10 protein-coding genes are annotated in these 17140 nt (G+C 70.0%); 8 read left to right on the top strand and 2 right to left on the bottom strand.

What is annotated here, in order from left to right:
• Positions 1-78 precede the first annotated feature (78 nt).
• Positions 79-891 (bottom strand): NADPH-dependent 7-cyano-7-deazaguanine reductase QueF, encoded by an 813-nt coding sequence (gene queF / locus F0P95_RS05140; protein WP_182335939.1) that lies wholly within the window; start codon positions 889-891, stop codon positions 79-81.
• A gap of 204 nt (positions 892-1095) precedes the next feature.
• A complete protein-coding gene (locus tag F0P95_RS05135; RefSeq protein ID WP_425515928.1) occupies positions 1096-2409 on the bottom strand; it encodes an amidohydrolase in 1314 nt (437 codons plus the stop codon).
• Between the two features lie 213 nt (positions 2410-2622).
• On the opposite strand from F0P95_RS05135, the gene F0P95_RS05130 reads away from it, so the two are divergent.
• The 8 genes from F0P95_RS05130 to F0P95_RS05095 all read left to right on the top strand — a co-directional run bounded on the left by F0P95_RS05130 (position 2623) and on the right by F0P95_RS05095 (position 16345).
• Positions 2623-3870, top strand: a complete 1248-nt coding sequence (locus F0P95_RS05130) for an efflux RND transporter periplasmic adaptor subunit (protein WP_182335937.1) — start codon at positions 2623-2625, stop codon at positions 3868-3870.
• A 164-nt stretch (positions 3871-4034) separates the two neighbouring features.
• Positions 4035-7271 (top strand): efflux RND transporter permease subunit, encoded by a 3237-nt coding sequence (locus F0P95_RS05125; RefSeq protein WP_182335936.1) that lies wholly within the window; start codon positions 4035-4037, stop codon positions 7269-7271.
• Positions 7268-10387: an efflux RND transporter permease subunit gene (locus tag F0P95_RS05120; RefSeq protein WP_182335935.1), complete on the top strand. Its 3120-nt coding sequence runs from the start codon at positions 7268-7270 to the stop codon at positions 10385-10387. The genes F0P95_RS05125 and F0P95_RS05120 overlap by 4 nt, the downstream gene beginning before the upstream one ends.
• 863 nt (positions 10388-11250) lie before the next feature.
• Complete coding sequence (locus F0P95_RS05115) at positions 11251-11892, top strand: ABC transporter ATP-binding protein (protein ID WP_198422022.1); 642 nt, start codon at positions 11251-11253, stop codon at positions 11890-11892.
• The gene (locus F0P95_RS05110; RefSeq protein ID WP_182335933.1) at positions 11873-12859 is read left to right on the top strand and encodes an HlyD family secretion protein; all 987 of its coding nucleotides are present in this window, start codon (positions 11873-11875) and stop codon (positions 12857-12859) included. Before F0P95_RS05115 ends, F0P95_RS05110 begins: the two co-directional genes overlap by 20 nt.
• The gene (locus F0P95_RS05105; protein WP_182335932.1) at positions 12856-13842 is read left to right on the top strand and encodes an HlyD family secretion protein; all 987 of its coding nucleotides are present in this window, start codon (positions 12856-12858) and stop codon (positions 13840-13842) included. Before F0P95_RS05110 ends, F0P95_RS05105 begins: the two co-directional genes overlap by 4 nt.
• On the top strand, positions 13839-15098 hold the full coding sequence (locus F0P95_RS05100) for an efflux RND transporter periplasmic adaptor subunit (RefSeq protein WP_182335931.1): 1260 nt from the start codon (positions 13839-13841) through the stop codon (positions 15096-15098). The genes F0P95_RS05105 and F0P95_RS05100 overlap by 4 nt, the downstream gene beginning before the upstream one ends.
• Positions 15095-16345: an ABC transporter permease gene (locus F0P95_RS05095; protein ID WP_182335930.1), complete on the top strand. Its 1251-nt coding sequence runs from the start codon at positions 15095-15097 to the stop codon at positions 16343-16345. The genes F0P95_RS05100 and F0P95_RS05095 overlap by 4 nt, the downstream gene beginning before the upstream one ends.
• Positions 16346-17140: the final 795 nt, after the last annotated feature.

Here is a 17140-nt window from a genome sequence, read left to right as displayed (position 1 = left end):
CACCATTGCACCGGCCGCGTTAAGGAACCATCGCGCCGGCGTAAAGCCGGCGTATACCCACCGGGTACCCGGGCCGGATTACTGGCGTGGGTCGCGGAACGGACGGTGCCCGGCGGCGAAGTCGGCGGTCGACCGGCGCGGGTTGATGTCCAGCCCGCCGCGGCGCGTGTAGCGCGCCTCCACGTCCAGCGAATGGCAACCGCAGTGGCGCACCAGGTCGAGGAAGATGCGCTCCACGCACTGTTCGTGGAACTCGGCGTGGTCGCGGTAGCTGGCCAGGTAGCGCAGCAGGCCGCCGCGATCGATGCGCGGGCCCGCGTAGCGGATGCTCACGCTGGCCCAGTCGGGCTGGCCGGTGACCGGGCAATTGGACTTGAGCAGGGCCGAGACCAGCGTCACGGCGACCGCCTCGCCGCCATCGGCGTGCAGGAAGCCGGCCTGCGGCGGGCCATAGTGGTCGATGTCCAGCTCCAAGCCGTCGATGCTCTCGCCTTCGGCGTCGGCCACCGGCGGCAGGCCGAACTCGACCGTGACCCCGGCCCCGGCGCAGGCGGACAGGTCGGCGGCGATGCGTGCGCGCACGTCGGCGGCGCTGGCGAAACGCGCCGCGTTGAGTGAGTTCAGGTAGAGCTTGAGCGACTTGGATTCGACCAGGTTGGGCGACGCCGCCGGCACCCACAGCGTCGCGGTGGCCACGCACGGCTTGCCGCGCATGTCCAGCCAGCCCAGCTCATAGACATGCCAACGGTCCTGGCCGACGAACGGCAGCGCGGCGGCGAGGCCGATCTCGGCGCGCGCGGCGGCCCGCGGGATCGGGAACAGCAGCCCCGGGTCGTACTGCGAGGGGTAGGCGACCTCGCGGCCGAGGCTGGAATCGTGGGGGGTATTCATGCGCGGATTGTAGGAGCTGTCAGGTGAGCCGTGGCTGCACCGCCTGCCGGCACCGGCGCCCCTCCGCAGGCGTCGGCGGGCCATGCCGGCCGCCGCAACCTGGAGTGGCGGCCGCGGGCCGCCGTCAGTGGCCGCCCGCCAGGACGGCGGCGCGGCGAGCCGGCCGCGCACGCCGTCGACAGTCCGGGCGAGGCCGGCCGGGGCTCAGCCGGCGGCGCCGTGCAGGTAATCCAGCGACACCTGCAGCAGCGCGCGCAGCCCCACGTCCAGCGCCGTCTCGTCGAGCAGGAACTTCGGCGAGTGGTTGCTGGGCGCGGTGGCCGGGTCGATGCCGGCGCCGGTGGAGCCGACGAAGAAGAACATCGCCGGCACCTGCTGCGCATACAGCGAGAAGTCCTCCGAGCCCATCTGCAGCGGCGGCTCGTAGACGTTGTCCTTGCCGACGACGGCCTGCAGGCTGGGCAGCATGCGCGCGGTCAGCGCCGGGTCGTTGACCGTGGCCGGGTTGCCGTCCTTCTCGTAGATGTCGGTGGTGGCGGTGGCGCCATGCGCGGCGGCGGTGTGCTCGGCGACGCTGCGCAGGTCGGCGAAGATCTGCCGGCGCATGTCCGGATCGAAGGTGCGGATGGTGCCGACCATCTCCACCGCGTCGGGGATGATGTTGTAGCGGATGCCGCCCTTGATCGCGCCGAAGGTCAGCACCGCCGGCTGCCTGGACAGGTTGGCGCGGCGGCTGACGATGGTCTGCGCGGTCCCGATCAGGTCGGAGGCGGCGACGATCGGGTCGATACCGTTCCATGGCGCCGAGCCATGGGTCTGGCGGCCGTTGACGGTGATGGAGAAGCGGTCGGAGGCGGCCATCAGCGGGCCCCCGCGCACGGCGATCTGCCCGGCCTGGACGCTGGAGAACACATGCAGGCCGAACACCGCCTCCGGCTTGAAGTCCTTGAACAGCCCTTCCTTGAGCATCAGCTCGGCGCCGCCCTGCTCCGGCGGCGGCGCGCCCTCCTCGGCCGGCTGGAAGATCAGCATCACCTCGCCCGGCAGCTTGTCGCGCATCGCCATCAGCGCATCGGCCACCCCGAGCAGGGTGGCGGTGTGGGCATCGTGGCCGCAGGCGTGCATCACCCCGACCTTCTCGCCGCGGTACTCGGCGGTGGCGGTGGACGCGAACGGCAGCCCGGTCTGCTCGGTCACCGGCAACGCGTCCATGTCCGCGCGCAGGGCGATTTTCGGGCCCGGCAGGCCGCCCTTGATGACCGCCACCACGCCGTGCACGGCCACCCCGGTCTTCGGCTGCAGGCCCATCGCGCGCAGGCGCTCGGCGACCTTGGCGGCAGTGCGCGCCTCGCGGTTGGACAGCTCCGGATGCTGGTGGAAGCCGCGGCGCCACTCCACCACCTGGCGCTGCAGGCGCGCGGCGGCGGCCTCGACCTCCGGGCGCTGGGCGTCGGCGGCCAGCGCGGCCGCGGGGGCCAGGGCGCACGACAGCGCGGTCAACAGAACGGTCTTGCGGATCATCCAGGCATTCCTCGTCGGCAATCGAGAGGTGAATGTAGGGCAAACGAACCGGGGCGACGAGTGTCAACCGACGCCGCGCGGAACCGTTCACCCCCCATGCCGGTCAGAGCGCGTGGCCCATCGGTCATGCAGCCGCTGTCATGGCCCGGCGTTATGCTCTGCGCCGTTGTGCCCGCCCCTTCGCCCATCGGTTCCTCGGGAGTTTTCTGCATGTCGCGTTTCTGGAAGATCGTGCTGCTCGTCATCGCCGTCCTGCTGGTGGCGGGAATCGGCTACCGGATGATGGGAGGCGGCAAGCAGGCCGGGGACCCGGCACAGGCGGCGGGCGGCGGCCGGGGCGGCGGCGACAGGGCGCGCGACCCGGTGCCGGTCACCGTGGTGGCGGCCGAGCGCAGGAACGTGCCGGTGTATGTCACCGCGCAGGGCACGGTGGCCGCCTACAACACGGTCACGGTCAGCCCGCAGGTCGGCGGCGAGCTGCTCAGCGTCGACTTCAAGGAAGGCCAGGCGGTGAAGAAGGGCGACCTGCTGGCGCGGATCGACCCGCGCACCTTCCAGGCCCAGTACGACCAGGCCCTCGCCAGCCAGCGCCAGAACCAGGCCCTGCTGGCCACCGCCCAGTCCAACTACGAGCGTTCCAATTCCGAGGCCTACCGCCAGTACGTGGCGCAGACCGACCTGACCACCCTGCGCAACCAGGTGGCCCAGTACCAGGCGGCCGTGGCCGCCGCCCAGGCCACGGCCAACCAGAGCAGGGTGCAGCTGGGCTACACCCGCATCGTCTCGCCCATCGACGGCGTGGCCGGCATCCGCGCGGTCGACCCGGGCAACGTCGTCAGCGCCGGCACGGCGATCGTCACCCTCACCCAGCTGCAGCCGATCCACGTGCTGTTCAACCTGCCCGAACAGCAGTTGGACGCGGTGCGCGCGGCGCAGGCCAAGGGGCCACTGGAAGCGGCGACGCTGGACCGCGCCGGCGGCAGCGTGGTCAACGCCGACGGCAAGCTGCAGGTGGTGGACAACCAGATCAGCGCCACCAGCGGCACCTTCCGCCTGCGCGCCGAGTTCCCCAACGCCGACCAGGCGCTGTGGCCGGGCCAGTTCGTCAACGTGCGCATGAAGCTCGACGAGCTGCCCGGCGCGGTAGTGGTGCCGGCCGAGGCCGTGCAGCGCAGCAGCACCGGCGATTTCGTCTACCTGGTCAAGCCGGACGACACCGTCACCCTGCGCGACGTGGTGCAGGGCGGCCAGGTCGACGACAGCCACGTGGTCATCAGCAAGGGCCTGCAGCCGGGCGACAAGGTGGTCACCGAAGGCCAGTTCCGGCTCAAGGAAGGCGTCAAGGTCATTCCGCTGCAACCGGGCCAGGCACCGCCGGAGCCGACCGAGGCGCAGTTGAAGGCCGCCAGCGAGAAGCGCGGCGGCGGCGGCGGCCGGGGCGGTCGTGGCCCGCGCTGAGGCCGCGCGCGCGCCACGGCCGCTGGCGCGCGATACACCGGTGCAGGCACCGGGCATGTACGCATGCGTGAGCACCCCGCGCGGGCCACGCGACGCGCGCGGCGGGAGCGTGGGCAGGTCCTGACCGCCCCGCACCGCGCACACTCTCACCACAGGAATCGACCGTGGGCTTCTCGACTCTCTTCATCCGCCGCCCCATCGCCACCTCGCTGCTGATGGTCGGGCTGATGCTGCTCGGCATCCTCGGCTACCAGCGCCTGCCGGTTTCGGCCCTGCCCGAGATCGAGGCGCCCAGCCTGGTGGTCACCACGCAGTACCCCGGCGCCAGTGCGCAGACCATGGCCTCGCTGGTGACCACGCCGCTGGAACGGCAGCTGGGCCAGATTTCCGGCCTGGACCTGATGACCTCCGACTCCTCGGCCGGCCTGTCCAGCATCGTGCTGCAGTTCTCGATGGAGCGCGACATCGACACCGCCGCGCAGGACGTGCAGGCGGCGATCCGCCAGGCCACCCTGCCCGGCTCGCTGCCGTACCAGCCGGTCTACAACAGGGTGAACCCGGCCGATGCGCCGATCCTGACCCTGAAGCTGGCCTCGGACACGCGCCCGCTGCGCGAGGTCAACGACCTGGCCGATTCGGTGCTGGCCCAGCGCCTTTCGCAGGTGGACGGCGTCGGCCTGGTGTCGATCGCCGGCAACGTGCGCCCGGCCGTGCGCATCCAGGCCAACCCGGCGCAGCTGGCCAACATGGGCATGACCCTGGAAGACCTGCGCAGCGCGCTGACCCAGGCCAACGTCAACGCACCCAAGGGCTCGCTCAACGGCAAGACCCAGAGCTACACGCTGTCCACCAACGACCAGCTCAGCGACGCGGCCGACTACAACGACATCATCGTGCGCTACCGCAACGGCGCGCCGGTACGGCTGCGCGACGTGGCCAGCGTGGTCGACGGGGTGGAGAACGACCAGATCGCGGCCTGGGCCGACGGCAAGCCGGCGGTGCTGCTGGAAGTGCGGCGCCAGCCCGGTGCCAACATCGTCAAGACCGTGCAGAACATCCGCCAGATCCTCCCCGGCCTGCAGGGCATGCTGCCGGCGGACGTGAAGCTGGACGTGTTCTCCGACCGCACCGTCACCATCCGCGCCTCGGTGCACGATGTGCAGTTCACCCTGGTGCTCACCATCTGCCTGGTGGTGGCGGTGATCTTCGTGTTCCTGCGCCGGCTGTGGGCCACGGTGATCCCGTCGGTGGCGGTGCCGCTGTCGCTGCTGGGCACCTTCGGGGTGATGGCCTTCGCCGGCATGTCGCTGGACAACCTGTCGCTGATGGCGCTGACCGTGGCCACCGGCTTCGTGGTCGACGACGCGATCGTGATGATCGAGAACATCGTGCGCTACATCGAGCAGGGCAAGGACGGCCAGGATGCCGCCGAGACCGGCGCGAAGGAGATCGGCTTCACCGTGCTGTCGCTGACGGTGTCGCTGATCGCCGTGTTCCTGCCGCTGATCCTGATGCCGGGCGTCACCGGCCGCCTGTTCCACGAGTTCGCCTGGGTGCTGTCGATCGCGGTGGCGATCTCGATGCTGATCTCGCTGACGCTCACCCCGATGATGTGCGCCTACCTGCTCAAGCCGGACGCGCTGCCCGAGGGCGACGATGCCCACGAGCGCGCCGCCGCGCAGGGCAAGGTCACGGCGTGGTCGCGGCTGGTGCACCTGTACGAATCCAGCCTGGACTGGGTGCTGCGCCACCAGCGCATGACCCTGGGCATCGCCCTGGGCTCGGTGGTGCTGACCGTGCTGCTGTACATCGCCATCCCCAAGGGCCTGCTGCCCGACCAGGACACCGGCATGATCACCGGCGTGGTGATCGCCGACCAGAACGTGGCCTTCGAGCAGATGCAGCAGCGCACCCGGGCCGTGGCCGAGGCGTTGCGCCAGGACGCGGCGGTCACCGGCGTGGCCGCCTACATCGGCGCCGGCTCGATGAACCCCACGCTCAACCAGGGCCAGCTGAACATCGTGCTCAAGGATCGCGGCGAGCGCGCCAGCCTGGACACGATCCTGCCGCGGCTGCAGGCCGCCGCCGCGCACATCCCCGGCGTCGCGCTGTACCTCAAGCCGGTGCAGGACGTGACCCTGGACACGCGCGTGGCCGCCACCGCCTACCAGTTCTCGCTGTCGGACATGGACAGCCGGGAGCTGGCCGAGCAGGCCGCGCGCGTCACCGACGCGCTGCGCCGCCTGCCGGAGCTGGCCGACGTCGACAACAACCTGGCCGACCACGGCCGCGCCCTGCACGTGGAGGTGGACCGCGACAAGGCCAGCCGCTACGGCGTGCCGATGCAGACCATCGACGACACCCTGTACGACGCCTACGGCCAGCGCCAGATCTCCACCATCTTCACCCAGCTCAACCAGTACCGGGTGGTGCTGGAGGTGGCGCCGGAGTTCCGCACCGCCGACGCGCTGATGAACCAGCTGGCGATCGGCAGCAACGGCAGCGGCGCGCTCACCGGCAGCAACGCCACCACCCTGGGCCAGGTCAGCTCCAGCAACTCCTCCACCGCCACCGGCATCGGCAACAGCAACACCGGCATCGCGCTGGGCGCCGGTGGCAGCATCCCGCTGTCGGCCATCGCCACCGCGACCCCGGGGACCGCGCCGCTGATCGTCAGCCACCAGCAGCAGCTGCCGTCGGCGACGATCTCGTTCAACCTGGCCCCGGGCTACTCGCTGTCCGAAGGCGTGGCGGCGATCAACAAGGCCGTGGCCGCGCTGCAGCTGCCGTCGCAGATGCAGGCGCAGTTCGTCGGCACCGCCGCCGAGTTCTCCAGCAGCCAGACCGACGTGGTGTTGCTGCTGCTGGCCGCCATCGCGGTGATCTACATCGTGCTGGGCGTGCTCTACGAGAGCTGGATCCATCCGTTGACCATCATCTCCACCCTGCCCCCGGCCGGTGTCGGCGCGCTGCTGGCGTTGTACCTGTGCGGGATGAGCCTGTCGGTGGACGGCATCGTCGGCATCGTGCTGCTGATCGGCATCGTCAAGAAGAACGCGATCATGATGATCGACTTCGCGCTGGACGCGCAGCGTACCGGCATGAACGCGTTCGACTCGATCCGCCGCGCCTGCCTGCTGCGCTTCCGCCCGATCATGATGACCACCGCCGCGGCCATGCTCGGCGCGCTGCCGCTGGCGCTGGGCACCGGCATCGGCTCTGAACTGCGGCGCCCGCTGGGCGTGGCCATCGTCGGCGGCCTGCTGCTCTCGCAGCTGGTCACGCTTTACACCACGCCGGTGATCTACCTGTACTTCGAGCGGTTCTCCGAGTGGGCCGCGCGGCGCCGCGAGCGGCGCGCCGCCGCACGCCTGCAGGCCGCCGGCAAGCGCACGGCATGAACATCTCCGCGCCCTTCATCAAGCGCCCGATCGGCATCAGCCTGCTGGCCATCGGCCTGTTCTTCGCCGGGCTGCTGTGCTACCTGCGGCTGGGCGTCGCGGCGCTGCCGAACCTGTCGATCCCGGTGATCTTCGTGCAGGCCAGCAACATCGGCGCCGACGCCGACACCATGGCCGCCACCGTCACCGCGCCGCTGGAGCGCCACCTCGGCCAGGTGCCGGGCATCGGCACCATGCGCTCGAGCAGCAGCGACGGCCGCAGCATGGTGTTCCTGATGTTCGACACCAGCCGCGACATCGACGCGGCGGCGCAGGACGTGCAGGCGGCGATCAATGCCGCCATGGCCGACCTGCCGGCCGGCATCAACACGCCCACCTACCAGAAGGCCAACCCCAACGACGACCCGGTGATCGCGCTGTCGCTGACCTCGGACACGCAGTCGGTCGCGCAGCTCTACAACCTGGCCGACTCGCTGCTGGCGCAACGCCTGCGGCAGCTGCCGGGGGTATCGCAGGTGGACATCGCCGGCGCCTCCACCCCGGCGGTGCGGGTGGACCTCAACCTGCGCGCGATGAACGCGCTGGGGCTGAGCCCGGACGACCTGCGCAACGCCATGCGCGCGGCCAACGTGGCCTCGCCGCTGGGCTTCCTCGACGACGGCCGCAGCCAGACCGCCATCGTCCTCAACGACCAGGTGCGCAAGGCGGCCGATTTCGCCAACATCGCCATCGCCAGCCACGACGGCGCGGTGGTGCGGCTGAAGGACATCGCCACCGTCTACGACGGCCAGCAGGACGCGTTCCAGGCGGCCTGGTTCAACGGCAGGCGCGGCGTGCTGATGTACGTGTACCTGCGCAGCGGCGCCAACCTGGTGGCGACCGTGGACCGGGTCAAGGCGGAGATGCCGGCACTGTCCAGCCATCTCGATGCCGGCACCACGCTCACCCCCTACTTCGATCGCACCCCGACCATCCGCGCGTCGCTGGCCGAGGTGCAGATCACCCTGATGATCAGCCTGGCGATGGTGGTGCTGACCATGGCGCTGTTCCTGCGCCGGCTGGCGCCGACGCTGATCGCCGCGGTCACCGTGCCGCTGTCGCTGGCCGGCGCGGCGGTGGTGATGATGGTACTGGGCTTCACCCTCAACAACCTGACCCTGCTGGCGCTGGTCATCGCCATCGGCTTCGTCGTCGACGACGCCATCGTGGTGATCGAGAACATCATGCGCCACCTGGACGCCGGCATGCCGCGCATGCAGGCGGCGATGGCCGGCGCGCGCGAAATCGGCTTCACCATCGTCTCGATCACCGCCTCGCTGGTGGCGGTGTTCCTGCCGATCATCTTCGCCCAGGGCATGCTCGGCGCGTTCTTCCGCGAGTTCACCCTGACCCTGGTGGCGGCGATCATGGTGTCGGCACTGGTGTCGCTGACCCTGACCCCGGCGCTGTGCGCGCGCTTCCTGCAGCCGCACGAGGCGCACGTGCGCGAGTCGCGCAGCCACCGCCTGCTCGACCGCGTGCACGGCGGCATGCTGAAGCTGTACACGGTGGCGCTGGATTTCTCGCTGCGCCATGCGCTGCTGCTGGCGCTCACCCCGCTGCTGCTGATCGTGGCCACGTTCTACCTGGCCGGCGCGGTCGGCAAGGGCAACTTCCCCGAGCAGGACACCGGCCTGATCTGGGGCCGCGCCAGCTCCAGCGCCACGGTGTCCTTCAACGAGATGAGCCAGCGCCAGCGGCGCCTGAGCGACATGTTCCTGGCCGACCCGGCGGTGAAGATGGTCGGCTCGCGGCTGGGTTCCAGCCGCCAGGGCAGCAGCGCGCAGTTCAACATCGAGCTCAGGACGATGGCCGAGGGGCGGCGCGAACCGACCAGCCTGGTGGTGGCCCGGCTCAGCGCCAAGGCGGCGCAGTTCCCGGACCTGGACGTGCGCCTGCGCGCCATCCAGGACCTGCCTTCCGACGGCGGCGGCGGGGGTGGCCAGGGCGCGCAGAACCGCGTCACCCTGCAGGGCAACGATGCCGCGCAGCTGGCCGAATGGCTGCCGAAGCTGGTCGAGGTGCTGAAGCAGAACCCGAAGCTGCGCGACGTCGGCTCGGACGTGGACAAGGGCGGGCTGATGCAGAAGATCGTCATCGACCGCGAGAAGGCCTCGCGCCTGGGCGTGAGCATCGGCGCCATCGACGGTGCCCTGTACGGCGCCTTCGGCCAACGCCAGATCTCCACCATCTATGCCGACCTCAACCAGTACGGCGTGGTGGTGAACGCGCTGCCGGAACAGACCGGCAGTCCGGCGGCGATCGACGACGTGTACGTGGCCTCCAGCAGCGGCCAGATGATCCCGCTCACCGCCTTCGCCCACCAGGAACCCGGGCTGGCACCATCGCAGGTGACCCACCAGAACCAGTACACGGTGATGGACCTGAGCTACAACCTGGCGCCCGGCGTCAGCAGCGGCGAGGGCGATGCCATCGTCAAGGCCGCCATCGACGGCCTGCGCATGCCCGGCGACATCCGCCAGGCCGAACCCGGTGGTTTCCGCCAGGCGCTGGACCCGGCCGCGATGCTGATGCTGATCATCGCCGCCATCGCCACGGTCTACATCGTGCTGGGCATGCTGTACGAGAACCTGGTGCACCCGGTCACGATCCTGTCCACCCTGCCGGCTGCCGGCATGGGCGCGCTGCTGGCGCTGTGGGTGACCAGCACCGACCTGTCGGTGATCTCGACCATCGCCCTGGTACTGCTGATCGGCATCGTCAAGAAGAACGCGATCATGATGATCGACTTCGCCCTGGTGGCGCAGCGCGAACACGGCATGTCGCCGGCCGAAGCGGTGCGCGAAGCCAGCATCGTGCGCTTCCGCCCGATCATGATGACCACGATGGTGGCGATCCTGGCGGCGCTGCCGCTGGCGATCGGCCTGGGCGAAGGCTCGGAACTGCGCCGCCCGCTGGGCATCGCGATGATCGGCGGCCTGCTGATCTCGCAGAGCCTGACCCTGCTCAGCACCCCGGCGCTGTACGTGATCTTCTCCTGCCTGCAGCAGCACTGGCGCGGCTGGCGTGCGCGCCGCCGCGAGCGCAGAAGGCAGCGGCGGATCGCGCGGGCCTGATCGTCTCCCGCACGCGGCTGCGTTCCGCTGGAGCGTAGCCGGGACGGTCTCTGCCGGGCATTGCATGACATCACGGCAACTCCCATCGCGGCGCGTTGCCGCTGCCGTTGCCGTTGCCATTGCCGTTGTTCCTCTGCTTTTGACTTCCTGACCCCTTCCGCAGCGACGGCGCCGGCGGGAAAAAGCCCGAAGGGCGACATGCAGGGATGCGCGTCGTTCTTCGACGGGACAGGCGCGAACCGGAAACAGGTGAAACACTGCTTCGCCCCGGTGAGCGGGCTGACGCCGTGGGGCGACTGCCCCGGCCGCAGCTGCATCGCAGCTGGGTCGCGTCGAAAAATGCCGGCGGCGCAGTGGACCCGTGGCATGCGGTGCCGTGGGCACGGAGGCAGGGGCGTGTCGACCAGCCATTCGGCTGTTGCAAAGCACCTGTCCTGGCTGCTTCTCTTTGTTCGTGCAAAGAGAAGCAGCCAGGTCGGGTACGGGCAAGGCCATGATCCGTCGGGCGGCGCCCGCCGGCCCCTGCGCCCCGGGTGCCAAGGCGACGGCGCACGATCCGCTTCGCGCAGGCAGGTGCGCCTCCTCGCCCCTGTCCCGCGGCACTGCCCGGCGCGCGCTGCGCATGGATGGAACGCAAGCAGGAACAGGGCAGGACCACGAGCAACCGCACAATTTCCGCATGATCGTGCTGGCGGCCGACCGGCAGGCAAGCCGGACCATCGACACCCGCCGCGTGCCTCGATCCAGGCGCCGCGCCATGGCCTTGCCGCCACCTCTTCGGCTAGCATCGGCTGCAGGACCACAGGGGCAGTCAGGATGACCGGACCGTGATAGAGCTGCGCAACGTACACCGGCACTACGCCATGAGCGGCCAGACCGTGCGCGCGCTGGAGGATGTGAGCCTGGGGATCGGCGCAGGCGAGTTCGTGGCCATTACCGGCCAGTCGGGCTCGGGTAAATCCAGCCTGCTCAACATCCTTGGCTGCCTCGACCACCCCACCAGCGGCCATTACCTCATCGAGGGCCGCGACGTGGCCACGCTCGACGACGAGGCCAGCAGCGACATCCGCAACCGCCGCATCGGCTTCGTTTTCCAGAGCTTCCACCTGCTGCCGCGGCTGACCGTGCGCGAGAACGTGCTGCTGCCATTGCGCTTCAACCGCCAGCCGCCCGCCGGGGTGCAGGAACGCGCGGACGCGCTGCTGGAACGGGTCGGGCTGGCCGACCGCCGCCACCACCGCCCCGGCGAGCTTTCCGGAGGGCAGATGCAGCGCGCCGCCATCGCCCGCGCCCTGTTGTTGCAGCCGGCCCTGCTGCTGGCCGACGAACCCACCGGCAACCTGGACTCGCGGAGCGCGGCCGACGTGCTGGCGCTGATCGACGAGGTGCACCGCGATGGCCAGACCGTGGTGCTGGTGACCCATGACAACGACATCGCCGCGCGCGCGCCACGCCGCGTACGGCTGCACGACGGCAGAATCGAGCATGATTCGGCGCTGCACTGAACGGGCGGCGCTGGCCGCGCTGTGCCTGGCCATGATCGCGCCGGTGGCGGCACGGGTGGTGCTGACCGGCGAGGTGCGTTCGATCGACGGCCAGGCCATCTTCACCCCGCAGTCGAACAGTTCGCCGGTGGTGATCCGCTATTTCGTGCCGGAAGGAGAGCCGGTGAAGAAGGGCGAGGTCGTCCTGCGCCTGGACCCGGGCCAGTCGGCGGCGATGATTCCCGACCTCGAGTCGCAGATCGAGCAGCTCAGCGCCAAGGGCAACAAGGAGATCGCCGAACTGGAGGTCAAGACGGTCGAGGCCGAACTGGCCCTGGTCGACGCGCAGGCCAAGCTCGGCACCGCCAGGATCGACGCGCGGATTCCCAAGGGGCTCGTCTCCGATCTCGACCATGATCGCTACCAGGGCGAACTGGACAGCACCACGCGCGAGGTGGCGCTGCAGCAGCGCCTGCTGTCCGAGGCGCGCGAGGCGGTACGCCGGCGCCGCGAGGACAACCGGCTCGAGATCCGCAAGCTGGAGGTCCAGCGCGACTACCACGCCGTGCTGGTGCGCAACGCCGAAGTCCGCGCCGACCGCGACGGCATCGTCGTGCACGGTTTCAACAACAACTGGATCGGCGGCCGCATCGACGAGGGGTCCTCGACGATGCCGGGCAGCCGCGCCGGCGAGGTGATCGCCACGACCAGCCGGTTCGCGGTCCGCGCCTGGGCCCTGCAGCCCGATCGCCAGGCGCTGCGGATCGGACAGGCGGTACGACTCGGGTTCGATGCCGTGCCCGGCGCCGACGTGGCGGGGCGCATCACCGCCATCGGTGGCGCGCCCGAGCGCCGGCCCGAGTGGGGCAACGGACTGTATTTCCCGGTGGACATCGCGTTCGACCCGGGAAAACTGCCGCTGCTGCCGGGCATGAGCGTGCGCGTGATCGCCGATGCGCACGCCACCCGCGGGGGAGCGCCACGATGAACCGACCGTTCGCACGCCTGTGCCTGACGGCCCTGCTCGGCGTGGCGCTTGCCGCCCCGGCCGCCGGCGGCGGCACGCTGCGTGTCGATGGCGAGGTCTACGCCCAGCAGTCGGCGCAGCTGATGTCGCCGTCCGTGGACCGCATGTGGCAGTTCAAGATCACCCAGCTCGCCCCCGACGGCTCACCGGTCCGCAAGGGCCAGCCGGTACTCGCATTCGACAGCAGCCAACTGCAGCGCGACCTTGGCGAGAAGCAGAGCAAGCTGCAGGAAAAGCAGCGCGAGCGCGAGAAGCTGCTGCTCGACCTGGCCGAACGCGAGCGCACCGAGCGGCTTTCCACCGCCGAAGCGCGCGCCGCGCTGGAGAAAGCGCAGCGCAAGACCGAACAGCCGCGCGAACTGATCGCCGCGATGCAGTACGACAAGCTCGTGGAAGAGCGACGCCGGGCCGAACAGCGCATGGCGCTGGTGCAGCGGCGCGAACTGCTGGCGGCGGAACAGCGCCGGCAGGAACGGCGCCTGGTCGATTCCGAGCTTGCCCAGTTGCAGGCCGATGTCGCGCGACTGCAGGCGTCGGTGGCACGGATGACCGTGACTGCGCCGCGTGACGGCGTGATGGCGCACAAGAGCAGCTGGAACGGCGAGAAATTCGATGTCGGTTCGCAGGCGTGGCTGGGCCAGACCGTGGCCGAGATCCCGGATGCGTCGGCGCTGGCCGTGCGCGCGCAACTGCCCGAGCGCGACCTGCTGCGCGTATCGGTGGGGACATCGGCGCGGATCGTGGTCGAAGGCGGCGGTGGCAGCACGCACCACGGGCGCGTCGCCAGCATCGGCCGCGCGGTGCGCAGCAAGTCGCAGGTGCAGCCGATCCCGGTGGTCGACGTGGTGATCCAGTTCGACGGCGCCGCCACGCGGCTGCGTCCCGGCCAGGCCGTGCGCGTCGAACTGGCCGTGCCCGCTTTGGCGAAGGAGGCCGGCGCATGACCCCGCGTCCATGGCTGCTGCTGCCACTCGCGCTGGCCCTGTCCGGGTGCGCGGCCGACGCCGTGCCGCCGGCATCGGAGATCGTGTCCGCGGGCGAACTGCTGCTCAGCGTCGACGGCGAAGGTGAACTGCGTTCGAGCAAACCGATGCCGCTGAACGTCCCGGGCCGCAACTGGGCCTCGCGCCAGGTCGAATGGATGCTGCCCGAAGGCAGCGTGGTGAAGAAGGGCGACCTGCTGGCCCGCTTCATCGCCCCCGACGGCAGGCAGCAGCTCGACCAGGCCATGCTCGACCTGCAGCGCAATGCGCTGGCCCGGATGTCGAAGGAGGGCGACCTGGAAGCGACCCGGGGCCGGGTCTCGGTGGACCTGGCGCAGGTCGCGGTCCAGCTTGGCATCGCGCAGCGCTACGCCGGTGCCGATTTCTCGGCCCTGGCGCGCAATGACGTGCTCGACGCGATCGAGGACAGCCGCTATCTGGGCGAGAAGCAGGACACGCTGCAATGGCGTCGCGCGCAGGCAGGCACCCGCGGCGGCGCCGAGCTGGCGGTGCTGGACGCGCAGCGCGCCACCTTCGACCTCACCGCCAGAGATCGGCGGGCCGACCTCGACGCGCTGGAACTGCGCGCACCCAACGACGGCGTGCTGCTGCTGACGCCCAACTGGTCGGGCGACAAGCCGACGGTCGGCGCGGCGATGTACGCCGGCACCGAGTTCGGCAGCCTCCCCGACACCTCGGCGATGGAGGTCCAGATCGACCTGCCGCAGATCGAGGCACAGGGCGTGGCCACCGGCAACAGCGTCGAGCTGCATCCGCTCGGCCGGCCCGACCAGCACTTCACCAGCCAGCTGTCATGGGTCGCCAGCGCGGCCAAGACGCGGGGGCGCGAGAGCCCGGTGAAGTACCTGTCGGTGCGCGCGCCCGTGCCCGCGGAGGTGATCGCGCGGCATGGCCTGGTCCCCGGGCAGCGGTTCGTGGCCAGGATCGTGCTGGCGCGCGAGGCCGATGCCATCGGCGTGGCCAATGTCGCCATCGAGCAGCAGGACGGCAAGCAGTGGGTGCGGGTACGCGAAGGCCGTGATTTCGTCCGCCGCGAGATCGAGCTGGGCGTGCGCGGCACCGCGCGGTCGAGGGTGCTCAAGGGCCTGCAGCCCGGTGAGGAGGTACTGCTTTCGGCCGGGGGGCCAGCACCGTCCCCGGGCGAAGAACCGGGCGACGACGACAAGGCCGGTGCCATGCAGAAGGATACGGAATGAAGCCCAGGCTTCCGGAACTGCCACAGGTGTGGCGCGAGGCGGTCGAGGAACTGTGGCGGCGGCGCCTGCGCACCCTGCTCACCCTGCTCGGCCTGATTTTCGGCGTGGGCGCGATCGTGGCCATGCAGGCGGTTGGCGAAGGCAGCCGGCGCGAGGCATTGAAGCTGGTCGAGGGACTGGGCCTGCACAACCTGATCGCCGAGGCACGTCCGCAGGACGACGCCACGCTGCGCGAGAACCGCGCCCGCAGCCTGGGGCTCACCCTTTCCGACGCGCAGGCGGCACTGCAGGTCGTGCCCGGCGCGGAGCGCTTTGCGGCCGAGAAGCGCATCCGCACGTACTCGGTGTTCAGCGACCATGCCGGCAGCGATGCCCAGGCCAGCGGGGTGAGCCCGGACTGGTTCGAGCTGTCCTCGCTGCAGCTGGCAAAAGGACGTGCGCTCACCGCCGGGGACGATGCCGCCCTGGCATCGGTGGCGGTACTCGGGCACCAGGCCGCGGCCAGCCTGTTCCCCGGCCGCGATCCGGTCGGGCAGCTGCTCAAGGTCAACCATGTGTGGCTGGAGGTGGTGGGCGTGCTCGCCGACCGCGACCTGGGCAAGCGCGATTTCGAGGGCGTGCAGCTGGGCTCGGAGAGCAACCGCGTGTTCGTGCCGCTGGCCAGTGCGCAGGCACGTTTCCGCTTCCAGCCGCGCGAAGACCCCATCGACCGCTTCCTGCTGCGCCTGGACACGCCCGACAAACTGGCCGCCGGGGCCGGCGTGCTGTCGGCCGTGCTCGACCAGCGCCATGCCGGCGTCGCCGACTACCAGCTGGTGGTGCCGCAGCAACTGTTCCAGCAACACCAGAAGACGCAACGCATCTTCCAGGTGGTGATGGGCGCCATCGCCGGCGTCAGCCTGCTGGTCGGCGGCATCGGCATCATGAACATCATGCTCGCCAACGTGCTGGAACGGCGGCGCGAGATCGGCCTGCTGCGCGCCCTGGGCGCACGCCGCAACGATGTCGTCGCGCAGTTCCTGCGCGAGGCCAGCGTGATCTGCATCGCGGGTGCGCTGCTGGGCCTGCTGTTCGGCGCGGTACTGGCCTACCTGATCGCCGCCTTCGCCGGCTGGCAGGTAGCGTGGGCACCCTTGCCGGTGCTGCTTTCGGCCGGGTTCTGCGCCCTGGTCGGCCTCGCCTTCGGCGTCTACCCGGCACGCCAGGCGGCGCAGCTGGATCCGATCGCGGCGTTGCGGCAGGAGTGAGTACAGCCATGGTCGCTGGCGGCAGTGGTATGACACACGCAACGACTGTTGCCGATGATTTGCTTGCGCTTCTTCGCTTCTGATTTCCGGGTCCCCTTCCGCAGCGACGGAGCCGACGGATAAGACCCCCGCAGGGGGCTACGTGCATGGATGCACGTCGTTTTTCGACGAGACATGGATGTCTCGTCGAAAAATCCCGGCGGCGGAGTGAACCCGGCGCGCGCAGCGCGGCGGGCGCGGAGGCTGGGGCGTGTTGACCAGCCATTCGGCTGTTGAAAAGCGCCTCTCTTGGTTACTTCTCTTTGCACGAGCAAAGAGAAGTAACTCGCTCCTGCGAAGCAGGGGCGAAAGCTCTGCTTTCAAGCTTCAGCCTTGGCAGCTGTTTCCAGAGCCAAAGCTGAAGCAACGCCTGAAGCAGGATCAAGAGCTTTCGCCCCTCCTTCGGGGCGCGAGCCACCTCGACCAGCCATTCGGCTGTTGAAGAGCTCTTCTTTGCTCGTGCAAAGAAACGTGGCCCCAAGAAACACAGGCCGGGACGCGAGCCGACGCGGCTGCGCCGCACCGGTTCCCTACGCTCCTCGCGGGCCAGGGGACAGCGCACAACTCGCTTCGCTCAGACATGTGCGCCTCTTCCCCTGTCCCGCTACGGTGCTCGGCTCGCTCTACGGCCGCAGGAAGTCAAAAGCAGAAGCAGAATCACGGCAGCAGCAACCGCCAGCGGGGCAAGCCCCGCTGCTACGAGGCAGGCTGGCCTTGCATGTGCCGGGCTTTGCCCAAGACTTGTAGGTGCCGCGC

The sequence above is a fragment of the Stenotrophomonas acidaminiphila genome (assembly GCF_014109845.1).
GTDB lineage: Bacteria > Pseudomonadota > Gammaproteobacteria > Xanthomonadales > Xanthomonadaceae > Stenotrophomonas > Stenotrophomonas acidaminiphila.
The sequence above is the reverse complement of the archived record's forward strand: the minus strand, read 5'-3'. Positions and strand labels throughout refer to the sequence as shown.

Bases quoted from the DNA above. Each gene is read 5' to 3' on its own strand.
- F0P95_RS05130 (WP_182335937.1), top strand. From the start codon at position 2,623: ATGTCGCGTTTCTGGAAGATCGTGCTGCTCGTCATCGCCGTCCTGCTG.
- F0P95_RS05115 (WP_198422022.1), top strand. From the start codon at position 11,251: ATGAGCGGCCAGACCGTGCGCGCGCTGGAGGATGTGAGCCTGGGGATC.
- F0P95_RS05110 (WP_182335933.1), top strand. From the start codon at position 11,873: ATGATTCGGCGCTGCACTGAACGGGCGGCGCTGGCCGCGCTGTGCCTG.
- F0P95_RS05120 (WP_182335935.1), top strand. From the start codon at position 7,268: ATGAACATCTCCGCGCCCTTCATCAAGCGCCCGATCGGCATCAGCCTG.
- F0P95_RS05095 (WP_182335930.1), top strand. From the start codon at position 15,095: ATGAAGCCCAGGCTTCCGGAACTGCCACAGGTGTGGCGCGAGGCGGTC.
- F0P95_RS05100 (WP_182335931.1), top strand. From the start codon at position 13,839: ATGACCCCGCGTCCATGGCTGCTGCTGCCACTCGCGCTGGCCCTGTCC.
- queF (WP_182335939.1), bottom strand. From the start codon at position 891: ATGAATACCCCCCACGATTCCAGCCTCGGCCGCGAGGTCGCCTACCCC.
- F0P95_RS05105 (WP_182335932.1), top strand. From the start codon at position 12,856: ATGAACCGACCGTTCGCACGCCTGTGCCTGACGGCCCTGCTCGGCGTG.